18 protein-coding genes and 1 pseudogene are annotated in these 17,505 nt (G+C 69.1%); 11 read left to right on the plus strand and 8 right to left on the minus strand.

Annotated elements, in window-relative coordinates:
• Positions 1–4: 4 nt before the first annotated feature.
• Positions 5–1,606: an RNA repair transcriptional activator RtcR gene (gene rtcR / locus ACSQ86_RS05675; protein ID WP_436302950.1), complete on the minus strand. Its 1,602-nt coding sequence runs from the start codon at positions 1,604–1,606 to the stop codon at positions 5–7.
• A 216-nt stretch (positions 1,607–1,822) separates the two neighbouring features.
• On the opposite strand from rtcR, the gene ACSQ86_RS05680 reads away from it, so the two are divergent.
• Genes ACSQ86_RS05680 through rtcA form a run of 3 tightly spaced genes read left to right on the plus strand, consistent with a single transcriptional unit; the run spans position 1,823 to position 4,787 of the window.
• Positions 1,823–3,046 (plus strand): RtcB family protein, encoded by a 1,224-nt coding sequence (locus ACSQ86_RS05680; protein ID WP_436308605.1) that lies wholly within the window; start codon positions 1,823–1,825, stop codon positions 3,044–3,046.
• A gap of 19 nt (positions 3,047–3,065) precedes the next feature.
• Positions 3,066–3,707: a zinc-ribbon domain containing protein gene (locus ACSQ86_RS05685; protein WP_436302952.1), complete on the plus strand. Its 642-nt coding sequence runs from the start codon at positions 3,066–3,068 to the stop codon at positions 3,705–3,707.
• Between the two features lie 42 nt (positions 3,708–3,749).
• Positions 3,750–4,787: an RNA 3'-terminal phosphate cyclase gene (rtcA, locus tag ACSQ86_RS05690; protein ID WP_436302953.1), complete on the plus strand. Its 1,038-nt coding sequence runs from the start codon at positions 3,750–3,752 to the stop codon at positions 4,785–4,787.
• A gap of 10 nt (positions 4,788–4,797) precedes the next feature.
• Here rtcA and ACSQ86_RS05695 read toward each other — a convergent pair whose 3' ends face one another.
• Positions 4,798–5,247, minus strand: coding sequence for a MarR family winged helix-turn-helix transcriptional regulator (locus tag ACSQ86_RS05695; RefSeq protein WP_436295691.1), 450 nt, complete (start codon positions 5,245–5,247; stop codon positions 4,798–4,800).
• 73 nt (positions 5,248–5,320) lie between these two features.
• Here ACSQ86_RS05695 and ACSQ86_RS05700 point away from each other — a divergent pair, with 73 nt between their 5' ends.
• The 4 genes and pseudogenes from ACSQ86_RS05700 (at position 5,321) to ACSQ86_RS05715 (ending at position 8,492) form a co-directional block, all read left to right on the plus strand.
• Positions 5,321–6,310, plus strand: a complete 990-nt coding sequence (locus ACSQ86_RS05700) for a Bug family tripartite tricarboxylate transporter substrate binding protein (protein WP_436302954.1) — start codon at positions 5,321–5,323, stop codon at positions 6,308–6,310.
• Positions 6,311–6,317: 7 nt separating this feature from the next.
• The gene (locus ACSQ86_RS05705) at positions 6,318–7,289 is read left to right on the plus strand and encodes an amidohydrolase family protein (protein WP_436302955.1); all 972 of its coding nucleotides are present in this window, start codon (positions 6,318–6,320) and stop codon (positions 7,287–7,289) included.
• A pseudogene (locus tag ACSQ86_RS05710) lies at positions 7,286–8,127 on the plus strand (FAD-dependent monooxygenase); the annotation flags it as partial. The gene ACSQ86_RS05705 and the pseudogene ACSQ86_RS05710, both read left to right, overlap by 4 nt.
• A gap of 92 nt (positions 8,128–8,219) precedes the next feature.
• Positions 8,220–8,492, plus strand: coding sequence for a hypothetical protein (locus ACSQ86_RS05715; protein WP_436302956.1), 273 nt, complete (start codon positions 8,220–8,222; stop codon positions 8,490–8,492).
• 7 nt (positions 8,493–8,499) lie between these two features.
• Here the strand turns inward: ACSQ86_RS05715 and ACSQ86_RS05720 are convergent, their stop codons facing one another.
• Together ACSQ86_RS05720 and ACSQ86_RS05725 are read right to left on the minus strand one after the other, a co-directional pair.
• Positions 8,500–8,961 carry a hypothetical protein gene (locus ACSQ86_RS05720; RefSeq protein ID WP_436302957.1) on the minus strand — a complete coding sequence of 154 codons (462 nt, stop codon included), beginning with the start codon at positions 8,959–8,961 and terminating at the stop codon, positions 8,500–8,502.
• 109 nt (positions 8,962–9,070) lie between these two features.
• Positions 9,071–10,711, minus strand: coding sequence for an adenylate/guanylate cyclase domain-containing protein (locus ACSQ86_RS05725; protein WP_436302958.1), 1,641 nt, complete (start codon positions 10,709–10,711; stop codon positions 9,071–9,073).
• Between the two features lie 52 nt (positions 10,712–10,763).
• On the opposite strand from ACSQ86_RS05725, the gene ACSQ86_RS05730 reads away from it, so the two are divergent.
• On the plus strand, positions 10,764–11,477 hold the full coding sequence (locus ACSQ86_RS05730) for a Crp/Fnr family transcriptional regulator (RefSeq protein ID WP_436302959.1): 714 nt from the start codon (positions 10,764–10,766) through the stop codon (positions 11,475–11,477).
• 9 nt (positions 11,478–11,486) lie between these two features.
• Here the strand turns inward: ACSQ86_RS05730 and ACSQ86_RS05735 are convergent, their stop codons facing one another.
• Positions 11,487–11,933, minus strand: a complete 447-nt coding sequence (locus ACSQ86_RS05735; protein ID WP_436302960.1) for a DoxX family protein — start codon at positions 11,931–11,933, stop codon at positions 11,487–11,489.
• Between the two features lie 164 nt (positions 11,934–12,097).
• Between ACSQ86_RS05735 and ACSQ86_RS05740 the strand changes: the two genes are divergently transcribed.
• The 3 genes from ACSQ86_RS05740 (at position 12,098) to ACSQ86_RS05750 (ending at position 13,555) form a co-directional block, all read left to right on the plus strand.
• A complete protein-coding gene (locus ACSQ86_RS05740) occupies positions 12,098–12,856 on the plus strand; it encodes a sulfite exporter TauE/SafE family protein (protein ID WP_093111528.1) in 759 nt (252 codons plus the stop codon).
• 84 nt (positions 12,857–12,940) lie between these two features.
• Positions 12,941–13,159: a hypothetical protein gene (locus ACSQ86_RS05745; protein ID WP_093111630.1), complete on the plus strand. Its 219-nt coding sequence runs from the start codon at positions 12,941–12,943 to the stop codon at positions 13,157–13,159.
• A 27-nt stretch (positions 13,160–13,186) separates the two neighbouring features.
• Positions 13,187–13,555: a hypothetical protein gene (locus ACSQ86_RS05750; protein ID WP_436302961.1), complete on the plus strand. Its 369-nt coding sequence runs from the start codon at positions 13,187–13,189 to the stop codon at positions 13,553–13,555.
• Here the strand turns inward: ACSQ86_RS05750 and ACSQ86_RS05755 are convergent.
• The 3 genes from ACSQ86_RS05755 to ACSQ86_RS05765 are packed head-to-tail and all read right to left on the minus strand — an operon-like array spanning position 13,552 to position 17,505.
• A complete protein-coding gene (locus ACSQ86_RS05755) occupies positions 13,552–14,034 on the minus strand; it encodes a MarR family winged helix-turn-helix transcriptional regulator (RefSeq protein ID WP_093111524.1) in 483 nt (160 codons plus the stop codon). The genes ACSQ86_RS05750 and ACSQ86_RS05755 overlap by 4 nt on opposite strands.
• A gap of 49 nt (positions 14,035–14,083) precedes the next feature.
• Positions 14,084–15,805 (minus strand): acyl-CoA dehydrogenase family protein, encoded by a 1,722-nt coding sequence (locus ACSQ86_RS05760; RefSeq protein ID WP_436306259.1) that lies wholly within the window; start codon positions 15,803–15,805, stop codon positions 14,084–14,086.
• Positions 15,805–17,505, minus strand: coding sequence for a tannase/feruloyl esterase family alpha/beta hydrolase (locus ACSQ86_RS05765; RefSeq protein ID WP_436302962.1), 1,701 nt, complete (start codon positions 17,503–17,505; stop codon positions 15,805–15,807). Before ACSQ86_RS05765 ends, ACSQ86_RS05760 begins: the two co-directional genes overlap by 1 nt.

The raw sequence follows: 17,505 nt of genomic DNA on the forward strand, positions 1-17,505 counted from the left end.
GGCCTCAGGCAGAAACCAGCTGGCTCCATTGGAGTCCGTATTTGGCGAGGTACTTGCGCAGGCGGTCGGCGTCGTTGACCACCGTGCGCTGGCCGCGCGAAGCCTGGAACAGCTGGCGCCCGGCATCCGAGAGCGTACGCGCGTCGCGGCAGACGCGCACCACCGCTTCGAGCTGAAGCCGATCGAACAGGTCCAGCTCCGCCTCGCGCTCGGCGCCGAGCAGGGCGCCGAGGGCGATCGCATCCTGCCCACCCGAGGGCGCGGCGCGCTTCCAGAGCCAGCGCAGGCGTGCGATCTCGGCCTGCACCAGCTCGCCGGTGATGCGCCCGCCGTCGGCCAGCGTTGCGAGCCGCGTCACGCTGGCCGAGAGATCGCGGAAGTTCCCGCTCCAGAGCGCCTCGTCGCTGCGCGCGAAGCGCAGGTAGGCGGCGCGCGCCTCGGCATTGAAGCGTGCCACGCGGTGGTTCTCGGCGGCGTAGAGCGCGAGCAGATGGTCGATGTTGGGCTCGATGTCCTCCGGCCGTCGGGCGAGGCCCGGCAGGTCGTAGGTCCAGAGGTTGATGCGCGCGAACAGATCTTCGCGAAAGCGCCCGCCGGCCACGTCGGCGCGCAGATCGCGGTTGGTGCCGGCGATCAGCTGGAAGTCGCTTTCCACTTCGCGGTCCGAGCCCATCGGGAAGAAGCGCTTCTCCTCGATCGCCTTCAGCAGCATCGCCTGTTCATCTGCGCCGAGTTCGCCGATCTCGTCGAGAAAGAGAACGCCCTGGTGCGCGCTTCGCAGCAGGCCGGCGCGCTCCGCCGCCGCGCCGGTGAAGGCGCCTTTCTTGTGGCCGAACAGCGTGGATGCCGCGCCGTCGCCGCGCAGGGTGGCGCAGTTCACCTCGACGAAGGCGCCGGTTGCCTGATGGCGCGTCTTCTTGAGCTCGAACATGCGACGCGCGAGGAAGGACTTGCCCGCGCCCGTGGGACCGACGAGCAGGATCGGCGCGCGCGAGCGCACGGCGACGCGCTCGATCTCGTCGATCAGTGCATTGAAGCGCGGGTTGAGCGTCGCGATGCCGCTCTTGAGGAAGGCGACCGCATCGCGCTGCTCGGCTTCGAAGCGCCGCGCGATCGCGTCGTAGCGCGAGAGGTCGAGGTCGATCAGCGTGCAGTCGCCCGGGTCGCCGGCGCGCTGCCGCTTGGGCGGCGCGGTCTGCGCGAGCACGCCCGGGATGGCGCGCGACTCCGCCAGCAGGAACATGCAGATCTGCGCCACGTGCGTGCCGGTCGTGATGTGCGTCCAGTACTGCTCGCGCTCGGCGTCGAAGGGATAGGCGCGCGCCCAGTCGTAGAGGCAGGTGTAGACCTCGCCGAAATCCCAGGGATCGGCGATGTCGAGCTCGACCAATCTCACTTCGGTCTCGGGCGAGACGATTGCGATGTCGGCCTGGACTCTTTCTGCGAGCGCCTTGTGCCGCAGCGTATGGATCAGCTCCATGCGCGCGATCACCATGTCCTCGTGCTGCGTCAGCGAGACGGTGGGGCGCCATTTCTCCCAGCGCCCGGCGCCCTGTCCGGCGTCGAGCTGGGTGCCGAGGAAGCCGATGACGACGATGGGTTTCATGGAGATAAAAAACTAGCGAGTATTCTAGTCTCTGGCAGCCTGCCTTCGACGGTGTCCTTAGGACGCCAAAGAAAAATCCTTTTCCATCAACGACTTGGTCTTTGCTGGCATTGCCTGCTCCGCATTGGCACACTCTTCGCAGACAAGACGGCAAGCGCCGTTGTGGCGTGAGTCAGGGAGGGTGCAATCGGCACCCTCCCGAGCGAGAGAAAAGACATGGAACAGAACTACGAGCTGCACGAAGTCGAGAACGGCGTCCCGGTGAAGATGTGGACCCGCGGCGTGCCCGTCGAAGACGAAGCGCAGAAACAGCTGGAGAACGCGGCGCGCCTGCCCATTGTGTTCAAGCACATCGCGGCCATGCCCGACGTGCACTACGGCATCGGCGCGACCGTGGGCTCGGTGATCCCGACCTTCAGGGCCATCATCCCGGCCGCGGTCGGCGTGGACATCGGCTGCGGAATGATGGCGTGCAAGACCACGCTGCAGGCGAACGACCTGCCCGACAACCTGGGGCCGCTGCGTGCCGCGATCGAGAAGGCCGTGCCGCATGGGTCCAACCCGAAGCGCCAGGGGCGGGACAAGGGCGCGTGGGAAACCCCGCCCGACGAGACCGACGCCGCGTGGGCGAGGCTCGTTCATGAGTTCGACGCGATCTGCGAGGACTACCCGCGCCTGAAGAACACCAACAACCACAAGCACCTGGGAACGCTGGGCACCGGCAACCACTTCATCGAGGTCTGCCTCGACCAGGCGGGCGCCGTGTGGTTCATGCTGCACTCGGGTTCGCGCGGCGTGGGCAATGCGATCGGCGCGCACTTCATCGAGCTCGCGAAGAAGGATGCCGAGCAGCACCAGCGCAACCTGCCCGACCAGGATCTGGCGTACTTCGAGGAAGGCGCCAAGTACTTCGGGGACTACGTGCGCGCGGTGGGCTGGGCCCAGAAGTTCGCGCGTGCCAATCGCGAAGTGATGATGCAGCGCGTGGTCGCGGCCGCGCGCAAGGTCGTCGCCAAGCCTTTCGAGGCGCATGTGGAAGCGGTGAACTGCCACCACAACTACGTGAGCCGCGAAACGCACTTCGGCCAGGACGTGCTCGTGACCCGCAAGGGCGCCGTGAGCGCGAAGGCGGGCGAACTCGGCATCATCCCGGGAAGCATGGGCGCCAAGAGCTACATCGTGCGTGGCAAGGGCAACCCCGAGAGCTTCATGAGCTGCAGCCACGGCGCCGGCCGCAAGATGAGCCGCACCAAGGCGAAGAAGCTCTACACCGTGGCCGACCAGATCGCTGCCACCGTCGGCGTGGAATGCCGCAAGGACGCCGACGTGATCGACGAGATCCCGATGGCCTACAAGGACATCGAGGCGGTGATGGAGGCGCAGAAGGACCTGGTGGAGGTGGTGTACACGCTCAAGCAGGTGGTGTGTGTGAAGGGGTAGCCCAAGACGGGATCGACGAATGAAAAGCAACAAGCAGCGCCGCGCCGAGATCAAGGGGCGGCGCCTCGAACGTGCTGGGAAACTCGCTGCGCTGCTGAGCGGGCAGGACGCGCGGCATCTGGTCGCCGGTGCGCGGCTTGCCGGCATGGAGCTGGCCGACCAGGACGTGCTGGCGCGCTACAACAACACCTATGGGCTGTTGCCCACCTTCTATGTCGACCTGGCCTTCACCTGCCGCGACTGCGGCATCGAGGAGGTCTGGACCGCCAAGCAGCAGAAGTGGTGGTACGAAGTGATCCACGGCCATATCGACAGCACCGCGGTGCGTTGCCGTGCGTGCCGCCGCGCGTATCGCGAGCAGCGACAGCCCGCGAACGCCGGCGAGGGCGCCAACCTGCTGCGCGAACGGACGCAGCGGCTGCGCACGCTGGGTGCGGCGAACCCGAATGCCGAGGCGCTGGCCGAGATCGACGCGGCCCTTGAAAGCAAATGGTGGAGTCTGCGGGTTGTCGCCATCGAGACCATGGGACGCTGGGGCGGGGCACTACGGGTCGAGCGGCTCGAGGCGCTTGTGGCGGGCCGCGCGGGCCATGGGTATTGGAGCTGGGAGCGTGTTGCGGGCGATGCCGCTGCCAAGGCCCTGGTGCGCGGAAAGCAGTGACGTGATGCGCGTTCGAACAACAGGATGATGAGGACAGAAGAAGTGATCGAACTCGACGGCTCCGAAGGCGAGGGCGGCGGCCAGATCCTGCGCACCGGCCTCGCGCTCGCGATGGTCACGGGCCAGCCGCTGGCGATCGATCGCATTCGCGCCAGGCGGCCCAAGCCGGGGCTAATGCGCCAGCACCTGGCCTGCGTGCTGGCGGCCGTGGAACTGAGCGGCGCGCAGATCGAGGGCGCCGAGCTCGGTTCGCAGCGGCTGCGCTTCGTGCCCGGCCCCGTGCGCGCCGGCGACTACCGCTTTGCGGTCGCCAGCGCGGGCAGTTGCATGCTGGTGCTCCAGACGGTGCTGCCCGCGCTGCTGCTGGCCGATGCGCCGAGCCGCGTCTCGCTCGCCGGCGGCACGCACAACCCGATGGCGCCGCCCTTCCATTTTCTCGATCTGGCCTTTGCACCGCTGGTGCGCCGCCTTGGCGCGGACCTGCAGCTGGTGCTGCATCGCTGCGGCTTCTATCCGGCCGGGGGCGGTGCGGTCGAAGCGACCATCGTGCCCTGCGCCGGACCGCTCAGGCCCTTCGATCTGCTGGCGCGCGGTGCGCTGCAGGCGGCACATGGCGAGTGCCTGGCGCCGGGGCTTGCGCGCCATGTCGCGGTGCGCGAGCTCGGCACGCTCGGCAGCGCGATGGGCTGGTCCGTCGAGCAGCTGCGCCACGGTGTGGTGCGGCAGAACGAAGGGCCGGGCAATGCGCTCATGGCCGTCTTCGCCTACGAGCACGTCACCGAGGTCTTCACGGCCTTCGGCGAGAAGACGCTTTCCGCCGAGCAGGTGGCGCATCGGCTCGTGAAGGAGGTGCGCGCCTTTCAGAAAAGCGGGGCTGCAGTCGGGTCGCACCTGGCGGACCAGCTCGCGCTGCTTCTTGCGCTCGCGGTGTGGCAGCGCAAGGAAGCCGCGGCCTTCAGCTGCAGCGAAGTGACGCAGCACACGCGCACCAACTGCGCGGTGATCGAGCGCTTCCTGCCTGTGCGCTTCGCGATCTCGCAGGGCGCCGAAGCTGCCATGGTGCAGGTGGCGCCGGCCTGATCGTCCTGCGCTATGCCAGCGGCGTCGCGTTGGCGTAGATGCGCAGCAGCATCTCGCGCAGCAGCTTCACCTCGCTCGCGCTGAAGTCCGAGAGCGCGATGGCTTCGTAGTGCTTGGCGAGCGGAATGATCTCGTGCGTGAGCTCGAGGCCGAGCGGCGTGAGCGCGAGGCGTATCGCGCGGCCGTCCGTACCGCACTTCTCGCGCCGCACGAGTTCCAGCGTCGCCAGCCGGTCGACGATGCGCGAGAGCGCCGACAGGTCGTTCGAGGAATGCAGCGCGAGCTCGGAAAGCGTCTGGTCCGGCGTGTGCTGCAGCGAGGCGCACACGCGCCATTCGACGAGGCTCAGGCCGTAGGGCTTGAGCGCCTTGGAGAAGGCATTGCCCATGCGCGCGCCGGCGCGTGCCAACAGGAAGGGAATCGCCTTCTCGAGATCGTGATCCTGGACTAGGGTTTTCATGAACAAATACTTGCTGATTCAAGTATAGAGTGCGCCCAATTGCTTGAATATTCAAGTAACGAAAGAGGCAATCATGAACCTTTTCCGCTCCCGCTGCACGGCTCTTCTGCTCGCGCTTTCGGCCGGCGCCGCCGCGCCGCTTGCCCATGCGCAGGGCGCTGCGGCCAAGTGGCCGGCCCAGCCGGTGCGCTTCGTCGTTCCCTTCCCGGCGGGCTCGGCGCCCGACGTGCTGATCCGGCATGTGAGCGTCAAGCTCGGCGAGAAGTGGGGGCAGGGCGTGATCGTCGACAACAAGCCGGGCGGCAGCGGCGTGATCGGCATGAACGCCATCCTCGCCGCGCCCGCGGACGGCGCCACCTTCGGCTTCGTGCAGGGCTCGGCGATCTCGGTCGCGCCGAGCACCATCAAGGGCGTGAACTACGACTTCAACCGCGACTTCGTGCCGGTCACGCTGGCCGCGGTCGCGCCTTTCATGCTGGCGGTGCCGGGCGATTCGCCCTACAAGACGCTGGCCGATTTCATCGCTGCTGCCAAGGCGAAGCCGCAGAGCATCGAGGTGGCCGACAACGGCCGTGGCACGTTGCCGCATCTTGCATCAGCGCTGCTCGGGCTGCAGTCGGGCGCGCAGTTCCTCGAGGTGCACTACCCCGGCGGCGCGCAGGCGATGCAGGCCATGCTGGGCGGCCAGACCAAGATGATGGTCGAGACCTACAACGTGGTGGCGGGCAACGTGCAGGCTGGCAAGATGCGCATCCTCGCGAGCATGGGCGACCGCGCCGAGCCCGGGCTCGAACAGTTTCCGCTGGCCAGCAGAACGGTGCCCGGCGCGGTGGCGCACGGCTGGTTCGCGGTCATCGCGAAGAAGGGCGTGGACCCGGCCGTCCTCGCCAGGCTCAACAAGGACATGGGCGAGGCGCTGCTCCTGCCCGACGTGGTGGCCAAGTCGCGCGAGCTCGGCACCTACCCGCGCCCGGGCACGCCCGAGCAGCTGGCCCAGTACATCGCCGATGACCGCAAGACCTGGCAGGGCGTGCTCGACAAGCTCAACATCAAGCCGGAGTGAACAGCGGATGAAGAACAAGATCGCGCTCGAGGAGCATTTCGCCATCGAGCTCACCATCGGCGACTCGGAGGTCTATGCGCGGCCGGAGGTCTGGGCCGGCCTGAAGAGCAATCTGCTCGACTTCGAGCAGCAGCGCATCGAGCAGATGGATGCCTGGGGTACCGAATACGCAATCCTCTCGCTCAACTCGCCGGCGGTGCAGGCCATTCCCGATCCACGCCGTGCCGTCGAAGTGGCGCGGCGCGCGAACGAGGTGCTGGCCGAGCAGGCGGCGCGCCGGCCGACACGCTTCGGCGGCTTCGCGGCGCTGCCGATGCAGGACCCTGAAGCGGCGGCGCGCGAGCTCGAACGCTGCGTGAAGGAGTTCGGCTTCCACGGCTTCCTGGTCAACGGCTTCTCGCAGGTCGGCGACGAACGCACCGTCGTCTACTACGACGCGCCTCGGTTCGCCGACTTCTGGGCCGCGGCCGCGGCGCTCGGCAAGCCCTTCTACATGCACCCGCGCGACCCGCTGCCGGCACGCGAGCCGATCTACGACGGCGCGCACTGGCTCACGGGGCCGACCTGGGCCTTTGCCGTGGAGACCAGCATCCACGCGCTGCGGCTGTTGTCGAGCGGCCTCTTCGACCGGCATCCCGCGTTGCAGATGATCCTCGGCCACTTCGGCGAAGGCATCCCCTTCAACATCTGGCGCGTCGACCACATCTTGCGCAAGGGACGGCGCGGCATGCCGTGCGAGAAGCAGATTGGCGACTACCTGCGCAGCAATGTGCACATCACGACCAGCGGCAACTTCCGCACGCCCACCTTGCTCTCGACGATGCTGGAAGTGGGCAGCGACCGCATCATGTACTCGGTGGACTACCCCTTCGAGAAGCACGAGGATGCGGCGAGCTGGTTTGACCATTGCGAGATCAGCGACAACGACCGGCTGAAGATCGGCCGGGACAACGCGCGCAAGCTTTTCAAACTGCCATGAAAACAGCACTCGACAGCCGACCCGTGCTGATCGCCGGCGGCGGCATCGGCGGCCTGGCGGCGGCGCTCGCGCTGGTGCGCGAGGGCTACAACGTGAAGGTGATCGAGCAGTCCGCCCACATCGGCGAGATCGGCGCCGGCATCCAGCTCAGCCCCAATGCCTTTGCGGCCTGCGATGCGCTGGGCGTCGGAGCGAACCTGCGCGCCCGGGCCGTCTACACCGACGAGATGGTGATGTTCGATGCCATCGATGCGAAGCGCGTGATCGGCATCGCGCTCGATGCGCGCTTCAGGGAGCGCTTCGGCAACCCGTACACGGTGATCCATCGCACCGACATCCACGGCGCGCTGCTCGAAGGGGTGCAGGCCACCACCGAAGGCATCGAGTTCCTCACGTCGACCAAGGTGGTGCACATCGAGCAGAGCGACGACGGCGTCACGCTGATCGACGCGCAGGGCGGCCGCCAGGCCAGGCCGTGATCGGCTGCGACGGCGTGCGTTCGGCGGTGCGCCAGCAGTACGTGGACGACGGCATCCACGTCTCGGGCCACGTGGTGTTCCGCGCGGTGATCGACACGGCCGAGTTCCCCGAGGCGCTGCGCTACACAGCGCCCTGCATCTGGGTCGGGCCCAACTGCCACCTGGTGCACTACCCGCTCAAGGGCGGCGACAAGTTCAACCTGGCGGTCACCTTCCACAGCGACCGGCCCGAGGAGTGGGGCTCGATGGACGGCGACCCGTCCGAAGTGCAGCGCTACTTCCGCCCCACCTGCGAAGCGGTGCAGCAGACCCTGCGCATTCCGAAAGCCTGGAAGCGCTACTCCGCAGCCGACCGCGATCCGATCGAGCGCTGGACCTTCGGCCGCGCGACCCTGCTCGGCGATGCCGCGCATCCGATGGTTCATATCAGGACCTGGCGCAGGGCGCCTGCATGGCCTGCGAGGATGCCGTCACGCTGGCGCTCGCGCTGCGGCGCGAAGGCGGCGACTGGGGCCGCGCGCTGGTGCTCTACGAGCGCTCGCGCGTCGCGCGCACGGCACGCGTGGTGCTGTCGGCGCGCGAGATGGGCCGCATCTACCACGCCAAGGGCGTCGAGCGTCTGGTGCGCAAAGAGAAGTGGAAGGGCCGGCCGCAGGAGCGCTTCTACGACGCGCTCGAGTGGCTCTACGGCTGGACGGCCGGCACCTGCCTGGCGGACGATTGACGCTCGCTCACTCGGCCGCTGGGCCGTTCTTCCGACGCGCGCTCGCCACCGCGCTGCCGCGAATGCCTTCGATGCGCTGCACCTCGGCCATGTAGGCATCGCTGTTGCGCGCCTGCCGGTAGGCGGCCATGCGGCGCGCGTACTCGGGGCCGGCCGCGTCGGGGCTGTCGATGCGTGCATAGTCGCCCAGGCCGGCCTTGTTGTAGAGGCTCAGGTCGGCCAGCACTTCGGCGCGGCTCATCGCGCCGACGGCGACGGCGGCGGTGGCTGGCGTGCCGACCCACTGTTCCTGCGGCGTCCGCGCCACGCTCATCGAGCGCTGCAGCTCGGCCGTGACCTCGCTGCGGCTCATCGTGCTGCCGGTGGTCGCGATCGGCGCGCCGACCCAGGCTTCGGCCGGCACGGTCTGGGCCGACGCGACGCCGGCGAGAAGAAGGGCGGAGATGCCCAGGAGTTGCTTGGCTTGCATGATCGAGAGTCCTTTCACTGCTGCAGGTGGGCTGCGGGGATCGCTGCCACCATGGAATGCAGTGTGGATTCCGGCTGCGTTTCGGGCTGTGCGTTTGCGCACGCTTTATTCAAGGTGCGGGTCGTGGCACGTGCAGCACCGCGAGCGGCTCCGAGCGGCCGCGCACCGTCACCATCTCCGGCTCGCCCAGCGTGTCGGCGATGCCGGCCTGCTCGGCCGCGAAGACGGAGATCACGAGCCGGGTCTCGGCCACCTTGGACTGGTCCTGCAATCGGCTCGCCGTGTTGACCACTTCGCCGACCGCGGTGAAGGTGGTGGTTTCCAGATAGCCCACCTCGCCCACGGCCGCGCGGCCCGCGTGCAGGCCCATGCCGAAATCGAGGCGCTGGCCGAACTGCGATTCGAAGCCGGCGCTCCATGCGTCCATGCGTTCGCCGATCAGCTCGGCCGCGCGCATGGCCTGGCGGCATGCGGTCGGCAGGTCGACATCCAGTCCGAAGATCGCCATCACGCTGTCGCCGATGAACTGGTTCGGCACGCCGCCGCTCTCGCGCACCGCGGCGCCGACGATCGCGAAATAGCGGTCGAGCACATACACCAGGTCGAAGGGCCATTGCCGCTCCGACAGGCCCGACCAGCGGCGCAGATCGACGAAGAGGATGGCGACGTCGTGCTCCCGGCCCAGGCGGCCGGGCTGGGCGCCGGCGCCGGCGCGGGGCGCGAACAGGGGCGTCACCGCCAGATCGCCGTGCGGGCGAAGCTGGCATGCCAGCCGCACGTCATCCGGCGCGCGCACCCGCTCCAGCGTGCGGCGCTCGTCGTGGCCCGGCGCTTCGGCATGCGCGGCCGGCCCGAGCACGCGCACGCGGCAGGTGGAGCAGCGCGCGCGTCCGCCGCAGACCGACAGGTGGGCGATGCCGTGCGCGCGGCTGGCTTCGAGCACGCTCCAGCCGAGCGGGACGCGGACCGTGCGGTCCGGGTAGCGCAGCTCGATCGATGCCTTGCGCGGCCGCCGTTCGTACCAGGCGCGCAGCTGGCGCGCAGCGAGCAGGGCCAGCAGCGCCAGCGCATAGAACCACTTGACGTCCTGCTCCGTCGCGTCGAGCGCTGCTCTCTGCACTGCCGTCGGCATCTGGGTCGGCAGCGTGCCGGTCCATTGCAGTTCGCGGCCCATCGCGAAGAAGCCGAGGGCAGCGAGCACCGGCAGCAGCACGGCCGCGGCAAAGAGCAGATGGAAATGCCGCCGGTAGGCCGGGCGGACGCGCAGCGCCAAGTGCAGCCCGAGGCAGCCGTGCGTCCACGCGGCCAGCATCATGGCCAGCTGGAAGCTCGCAGCGCCCGGACTCCAGAGGCCGCGGATCACGCGGGCGTAGGAAGCGTCGATCGCGAAGGCCTCGTAGGCCCAGCGCATCGCCGTCAGATGTGCGGCCAGCAGCAGCGGCAGCGCGAAACCGAGCAGCAGCCGCACGGCCTCCATGGGCGGCATGCGCAGGCTGCGCCGTTCCCACAGTGCCACCGCGGCCAGCACCACGTGCACCGCCGCCGCACCGTACAGCAGCACGCTGCCCGCGACGCCGTGCCAGAAGGTAGAGATGGCCTGCAGCGCAGCTTCGGCGGTCGCCAGCGAAACGAGGCCCAGCGCATGGTTGCTCAGGTGCGCCGCCACGTAGCCCATCAGGACCACGCCGCTCGCCCATCGGAGATTGCGCCGCGAGGGAAAGCGCAAGCGGGTCGGGGAACGGCTGTCCATGGTCGGGCTCCAAGCGGCACCCGAGCATAATGCCCGCCCCGGCCGACCCTGCATGACCCCTTCCCCTCACCGCTCCAGCCTCGCGCTGCGGAAGATCCCGCTGTTCGAAGGCCTGTCCGACCGCCGCCTCGAGCTGCTCGCCCAGGCCTGCCGCTGGCACAGCGTGGCGGCGCGCAAGCCGCTCCTGTTGCGCACGCAGGACGATGGCGAGGTCTACTTCCTGGTGTCGGGGCGTGCCCGCATCACGACCTACTCGGCCAATGGGCGGCAGGTCACTTTCCGCGACTGCGGCGAAGGCGAGCACTTCGGCGATATCGCCGCTATCGACGGCGGACCGCGCTCGGCCGATGTGCTGACGCTGGAGCCCTGTGTCGTCGCCAGCCTCGACCGGACAGCCTTCATGAGGCTGCTGCGCGAGGAGCCGCTGGTAGCCGAGCGTGTGATGCGCCGACTGACTCAGCTGGTGCGGCAGCTGTCCGAGCGCGTCATCGACCTCAGCACGCTCGGCGTGCAGAACCGCCTGCATGCCGAGCTGCTGCGCATGGCGCGCGCGGCCGGCATCGCCGGCAACCGGGCGCGCCTGGAACCGGCGCCGCGCCACGCCGAGCTGGCCAGCCAGATCAGCACCAACCGCGAACAGGTCACGCGCGAGCTCAATGTGCTGGTGCGCGAGGGCCTGCTGGCGAAAGAAGGCCGGGCCCTGATCGTGACCGATGCCGAGCGCCTGGCCCGCATGGTGGCCGAGGTGCGCGGCGAGCCAGGCTGATCGACCGTCTCAGTTGAAGCGACCGGTTGCGCCGCCCACGCTCAAGCGGCCCGCGCCCAGCAGCGCGACGGCCAGGGCGCCGGCCAGGTAGAGGCCCTGCAGTTCGAGCGCCCAGCCGCCGCCCTGTTTGGCCAGCGCGAACAGGCCGCTCATGTGCACCAGGCCGATCGCGACCACCATGTTGAAAGCGACGATGCCGGCCGCGGCGCGCGTCCAGAAGCCGGCGAGCATCAGGAGCGGCGCCAGCACCTCGCCCACATAGACTCCGTAGCCGATGCCGCCGGGCAGGCCGGCGCGTTCCAGCGCGCCGATGACGAAGCCCGGTCCGCTCGTGAGCTTGTTGATGCCGTGCAGCAGCACGAGCAGCGCGATCGATGCGCGCAGCAGGAACTTGCCCGCGTCCTCGCGCAGCGCGCCGATGGAGGTTGGCGCGGCCATCAGGGCCTGGGTATTCATTCAGCGATCCTTTGATGAGACGTAAAGACCGTCGAGTCTGCGGATGCCGGCAGCGCGAGTCGGTGCGTTTACGCACATTTTTTGGAGGAAGGCGGCGGCCGCCGCATCCTGCTACGCTCGGCGCACCCGCCTGCACGGCGCGGCCGCTCGCCTTTCTCTTTCCCATGGCTCTCCCCATCATCACCGACCCGCATTTCTATGCGGTCGCCGTTCCTGCCGTGCTGATGCTCGGCGTCAGCAAGAGCGGCTTCGGCGCCGGCTTCGGTTCGCTGGCGGTGCCCCTCCTGGCCCTGGCCGTCACGGTGCCGCAGGCGGCAGCGATCCTGATGCCGGTGCTGCTGCTGATGGACCTGCTGGGGCTCGCCGCCTTCCGCCGCGACTTCGACCGCTCGCTGCTGCGCTTCCTGATTCCCTTCGGCCTCGTGGGCACGGTGGTCGGCACCTTGCTGTTCCGCGTGCTGCCGGCGCACACGGTGGCCGGCATCGTCGGCATCTTCACGCTGCTCTTCCTGGCGCAGCGCCTGCTGTTCCCGCCGCGCTCGGACGATCCGCCGCCGTCGAAGACGGCCGGGGCAGTGCTGACGGCCATCGGCGGCTTCACCAGCTTCATCGCTCATGCGGGCGGACCGCCGGTCAATGCCTATGTGCTTCCATTGCGGCTCACGCCGGTGGCCTATACCGCGACGCTGGCCTATTTCTTCTTCGTGGTGAATCTGAGCAAGTGGATTCCCTACGCGTGGCTCGGCCTGCTCGACTGGCGCAACATGGCGACTTCGCTGGTGCTGCTGCCGCTCGCGCCGTTTGGCGTGTGGCTCGGCGTCCGGATCGCACGCCGCATCGATGCCGTCTGGTTTTACCGTTTCGTCTACCTCGGCATGCTGCTGACCGGACTCAAATTGAGCTGGGACGGATTCCTCTCGTGACACGTATTTGACATATGCCCGCGCGGCCGTGTAATGCAAAGCTCTACGATTGCCGCGGTCCCTTGGCGTGTGCAGAATTTCGGGATGTCCGAACAGATGACGACGCCCGCCAAGCTCGAAGATTCCGAGCTGCAAAGCCTTGCTGCCGAGTGGCGCATCCGCGCCATGCAAGGAGACCAGCTTGCGCATCGCATGGCCCAGGCGCTCGAAGCCGAGCAGCGTCGCCGCATTCGCGACACCGGCCTGCAGCCGCTGCCGCCGGCCCGTTCTTCCGCCGCCGCGCCGTGGTGGAAGTTCTGGTAATCGACGCCAACGTTTTTTTGACTCGCCATGGACTTTGCGATCGTCCTCGCCTTGCTCAGCCTCTTTGGCGCGACCCTTCTTTCCAACGTTCTGGCGCGCCGGCGCGAAAAAGCCCTGGAGTTCGATCCCTTGACGAGCGAGGCGCGCGAACTGCTGCTGCGGGAACGCGCCGCGCCCGTTCCGCTGTGCCCCACGCTCTCGCCCGAACACTGGGCGCGTATCGAAGCCACGCAACCTTCATGGCGGCGGCAGGTGTTCGAGGCGGCGCGGGCGCGCTACTTCGAGGCGCGCAACGCTTTTTCCCGCAACGACATCGACGGCGAGCTCTACTACCCGAATCCCGCTGTGGTCGCCGGTGCGGCGCACCAGGTGCTGGTGCTCACGGAACGCTTCTAGTGGTAGATCTTCTGCAATAGGCGGATCAGCGTCTCGCGCTCGCGCGTCGTGAGGCGCGCGCTGGCATCCGCCTCCAGTTCGACCACCGTCCGCTCCGCGTCGCGCACCAGGGAAACGCCCGCCGGCGTCAGATGCAGGCCGATCGCGCGGCCATCGTGCGGATGGGGGCGCCGCTCGATCAGGCCGCGGCTGTCCATCGCCGAGATCAGGCTCACCAGGTTCGGCGGCAGGATGTCGAGCGTGGCGCACAGCTGGCGCGAGGTGGCGCCCGGGTTGTGCGCGAGCAGCGAGAGCACCGAGAAGTCCACCTGCTTGAGACCGTAGGCCGCCATGCGCTCCGCGAACACCGTGCTCACGGCCAGCCAGGCGCGCCGCGCGTTGTAGCCGACCAGGGCTTCGAGCACGCGGGTATCGAGTTGGTCGGCGCGCGGTGGCGCAACGGCGACGGCGGAAGCGGATTTCTTGCGGGAGACTGCCATGGTCGGAGGGTAACTGGCTTGGGCGGGTCGCGCATCTGGCGAGCGTCGCTCAGGTGCCAGCTTGCGTGACGGCCTCGCAGGCGCGCTTGACGATGCCCAGGCGCATCTCGAATTCGGGCAGCACCCAGCGGCGGAACGCCGCGGCGGGTTTCGACCAGCGTAGCTCGCCCGGCGCTGCCCGCTCGACGCGCGCCCAGGCCCAGGCCAGCATGGCCAGCATCACGACCCGCAGGTAGTCGTCGGCCACTTCATAGGGCAGCGCGGCATCGGTGCCGGCTGCCATGACGACCGTGGTGCCGAGGTAGCGCAGCTGCGCGAGCCGGCGCTGCACCTCGGCCTCGATCTCGCGCGAGGCATCGAGCTCGTCGCGCAGTTCGATCAGGAGCGCCGACATGCCGGCGCCGTCGTCGGGCAGCACTTTGCGCACCAGCAGGTCGATGGCCTGGATCTCGTTGGTGCCCTCGTAGATCATGGTCACGCGCGCATCGCGCAGCACCTGCTCGATGCCCCACTCGCGCACATAGCCATGGCCGCCGAAGACCTGCAGGCATTCGCTGGCGCCCTGAAAAGCCTGCTGCGTGCAGGCTGCCTTGAGCACCGGCGTGACCAGCGCGCACCAGCGTTGCGCCCGTTCCTGCGCCTTGGCATCGGCGTCGTGCCGGGCGATGTCGAGCTGCAGCGCGGTGCGGTAGGCGAGGAGCCGCGCGCCATCGATCCAGGCGCGCTGCGTGTCGAGGATGCGGCGCATCGCCGGATGCTCGGCGATCAGGTCGGCCGGCCCAGAGCCGCGGCTCGCAGGTGCCGGCCCGGGTGCGCGCATCTGGCGCCGCTCGTGCGCGTAGGCCTCGGCCTTCTGCCAGGCCGCGTCGAGCAGGCCGATGCCCTGCAGCGCCACATGCAGCCGCGCCGCGTTCATCATCACGAACATCGCGGCCAGCCCGCGGTTCGGCTCGCCGATCAGCCAGCCGGTGGCGTCGTCGAAGCGCATGACGCAGGTCGGACTGCCGTGCAGCCCCATCTTTTCCTCGATGCGCTCGCAGTGCACCGCGTTGCGCGTGCCGTCGGGCAGCACCTTGGGCACCAGCACCAGCGACAAGCCCTTGGGCCCGGCCGGCGCATCCGGCAGCCGGCACAGCACCAGGTGGACGATGTTCTCCGTGAGATCGTGCTCGCCGCCCGAGATGAAGATCTTGCCGCCGGCCACGCGATGGCTGCCGTCGGGCTGCGCCACCGCGCGCGTGCGCACCTGGCCCAGATCGCTGCCGGCATGGGCCTCGGTCAGGCACATGGTTGCGAGCCATTCGCCGCTCGCGATCTTCGAGAGGTAGCGCTGTTTCAGTTCTTCGCTGCCGTGGTGCTTGAGGCATTCGTAGGCGCCATGCAGCAGGCCGGGCGCCATCGTGAGGCCGTGGTTGGCCGCGCTGAGCCATTCGAACAGGATCGCTTCGAGCACGGCGGGCAAGCCCTGGCCGCCGTCTTCGGTTGCCGCCGAGAGCGCGAGCCAACCGCCCTGGCTCAAGCTTCGGTAGGCCTCGCGAAAACCGGGTGGCGTGCGCACCTCGCCGTCGACGAAATGGCAGCCCGCTTCGTCGCCCGTGCGGTTGACCGGCGCGATGACCTCGGCGACGAACTTGCCGGCTTCGTCGAGCACCTGCGCCTGCAATGCGTCGTCGAACTCGGCAAAGGGCGCGAGTGCGCGCAGGCGCGGGGTCGCGTCGAGCACGGCTTCCAGCAGGAAGCGGACTTCATCGGGGCGGGGCTGGTAGGTCATCATCGGCAGGCGAAGCTGGCCGCGCTTTCGGGATCGCCGCCGGTGTAGGCCGCGACACGCGGATAGGGGCACAGCGGCCGGGTTCGGCGGGCCGACCAGTCGGCAGGCAGCTCGGCGTTGACCGCGTTGGCGCCCGGGCCGCGCGCAGCGGCGATCACCGATTGCGGCGCCTGGCCCTGCTCGACCCAGCCCACGAGCGCGCTCAGCATGTCGAACTGGTCGGTGGCCGGGCCGCCAGAGCAATGGTTCATGCCCGGCACCGGAAAGTAGCGCGCGAAGGACGAGGCATCGCCCCGGTTGGCGGCCTGCAGGCGCTCGTACCAGGCGGCGGTGTCGTCCGACGAGAACACCGGATCGCTGGTGCCGTGGTAGACGACCATCCTGGCGCCGCGGTCGCGCAGCGCGCTCAGGTTCGCGGCATCCGGCGGCGCCATGAAGGCCATGGCCGAGTCGCGGTAGATGCCACTGGTGGCCTCGATCAGCGGCGCGTCGCGGTCCATGTCGAAGCCCAGCGCGAAGGGCAGGCCGCCCGGCCGGTCGGCCAGCGGCGGCGTGCTGAAGATCAAGGCCACCGCGCCGGCATCGCGCGTCGGCGGGCTCGCGAATTTCCACTCGCGCCAGTTGCTGCCGGCGATGCCGGCGTCGAAGGGGAAGCTGCTGTAGATCGTCCGGCCGCTGCTGTTGCGTGCGCCGGCGAAGACGTTGGCGAGCGCGCTCTTCTGGGCCGGGGCGAGGCAGCTGCCGTCGCGCGCGCCGGTGCAGGTGGGCACGTCGGCGTCGAGCCGGAAGCGCGCCTGGCAGGCCTTCACGTCCGAGACGATGCCGTCCGCCAGCCCGTCGAGGGCATCGCAGCGCGCCAGCACGCGCCGGGCCACCAGCTGCATCTCCGCGGGCGTGAAGGCGCTCTGGAGATCGGGCTGTCCGGCCGGCGTGGAGGCGCCCGCCGCCTTGGCGTATTGCTGGGCGCCGTAGAGCTGCGCCACGGCCGCCTTCGGCAGGTTGAAACCGGGGTTGCCGGCCAGGATGCCGTCGTACTGGCCGGGCGACCGGGCCGCCGCCACCATCGCATGCCGGCCGCCGTTGGAGCAGCCGCCGATGTACGAACGGTCCGGGCCGCGGCCGTAGGCCTGCGCGATCAGGTACTTGGCCATCGGCGTGAGTTGCGCGACCGCGTTGTAGCCGTAGTCCAGGCGCGCCTGCGGATCGATGCCGAAGCGCGGCCCCAGCGAACCCGCGTGGCCGGCATCGGAACTGATGACGGCGAAGCCCATCTGCAAGGCGCTGCCGACCGGCCCACCGCCGCCGATGCCGCCCACGGCCGGTACCACCGCGCCGTCGAGCCCGCCGTTGGCCTGGTAGAAGAAGCGGCCGTTCCACGCCAGCGGCAGCCGCATCTCGAAGCCGATGGCGTAGCTGTTGCCGTCGACTGTGCTCACGCGTTCGTTCATGCGGCCTTGCACCAGGCAATGGGCCGGCGCTGCAAGGCGCGCATTGCCGACGGCGACGGTGCCGGCGGGTACTTCGACGGCGCTCGTGTAGACCGTATCCGGGCGCGCGGCCTTCGCCGCGAGGTCGGTGCACGACAGCAGCGGCCCCGGGCGGGCGGCGCCGAGCCTGGGGGCGTGGGCACCGGGGCCTGCCGAGGTGCAGGCGACGAGCACCGCGACCGCGCCCAGCGCGGTCCAGCAGGCCGTTTTCAT

It is taken from the genome of Variovorax sp. LjRoot130, from assembly GCF_964253755.1.
In the GTDB taxonomy this organism is placed as follows: domain Bacteria; phylum Pseudomonadota; class Gammaproteobacteria; order Burkholderiales; family Burkholderiaceae_C; genus Variovorax.

Excerpts from the sequence above, each read along its gene's own strand:
- ACSQ86_RS05720 (WP_436302957.1), bottom strand. The coding sequence starts at position 8,961 with ATGCAAGCCAAGCAACTCCTGGGCATCTCCGCCCTTCTTCTCGCCGGC.
- ACSQ86_RS05760 (WP_436306259.1), bottom strand. The coding sequence starts at position 15,805 with ATGACCTACCAGCCCCGCCCCGATGAAGTCCGCTTCCTGCTGGAAGCC.
- ACSQ86_RS05695 (WP_436295691.1), bottom strand. The coding sequence starts at position 5,247 with ATGAAAACCCTAGTCCAGGATCACGATCTCGAGAAGGCGATTCCCTTC.
- ACSQ86_RS05765 (WP_436302962.1), bottom strand. The coding sequence starts at position 17,505 with ATGAAAACGGCCTGCTGGACCGCGCTGGGCGCGGTCGCGGTGCTCGTC.
- ACSQ86_RS05685 (WP_436302952.1), top strand. The coding sequence starts at position 3,066 with ATGAAAAGCAACAAGCAGCGCCGCGCCGAGATCAAGGGGCGGCGCCTC.
- ACSQ86_RS05700 (WP_436302954.1), top strand. The coding sequence starts at position 5,321 with ATGAACCTTTTCCGCTCCCGCTGCACGGCTCTTCTGCTCGCGCTTTCG.
- ACSQ86_RS05750 (WP_436302961.1), top strand. The coding sequence starts at position 13,187 with ATGGACTTTGCGATCGTCCTCGCCTTGCTCAGCCTCTTTGGCGCGACC.
- ACSQ86_RS05715 (WP_436302956.1), top strand. The coding sequence starts at position 8,220 with ATGGCCTGCGAGGATGCCGTCACGCTGGCGCTCGCGCTGCGGCGCGAA.
- ACSQ86_RS05745 (WP_093111630.1), top strand. The coding sequence starts at position 12,941 with ATGTCCGAACAGATGACGACGCCCGCCAAGCTCGAAGATTCCGAGCTG.
- ACSQ86_RS05740 (WP_093111528.1), top strand. The coding sequence starts at position 12,098 with ATGGCTCTCCCCATCATCACCGACCCGCATTTCTATGCGGTCGCCGTT.
- ACSQ86_RS05755 (WP_093111524.1), bottom strand. The coding sequence starts at position 14,034 with ATGGCAGTCTCCCGCAAGAAATCCGCTTCCGCCGTCGCCGTTGCGCCA.
- ACSQ86_RS05735 (WP_436302960.1), bottom strand. The coding sequence starts at position 11,933 with ATGAATACCCAGGCCCTGATGGCCGCGCCAACCTCCATCGGCGCGCTG.
- rtcR (WP_436302950.1), bottom strand. The coding sequence starts at position 1,606 with ATGAAACCCATCGTCGTCATCGGCTTCCTCGGCACCCAGCTCGACGCC.
- ACSQ86_RS05680 (WP_436308605.1), top strand. The coding sequence starts at position 1,823 with ATGGAACAGAACTACGAGCTGCACGAAGTCGAGAACGGCGTCCCGGTG.
- ACSQ86_RS05705 (WP_436302955.1), top strand. The coding sequence starts at position 6,318 with ATGAAGAACAAGATCGCGCTCGAGGAGCATTTCGCCATCGAGCTCACC.
- ACSQ86_RS05725 (WP_436302958.1), bottom strand. The coding sequence starts at position 10,711 with ATGGACAGCCGTTCCCCGACCCGCTTGCGCTTTCCCTCGCGGCGCAAT.
- ACSQ86_RS05730 (WP_436302959.1), top strand. The coding sequence starts at position 10,764 with ATGACCCCTTCCCCTCACCGCTCCAGCCTCGCGCTGCGGAAGATCCCG.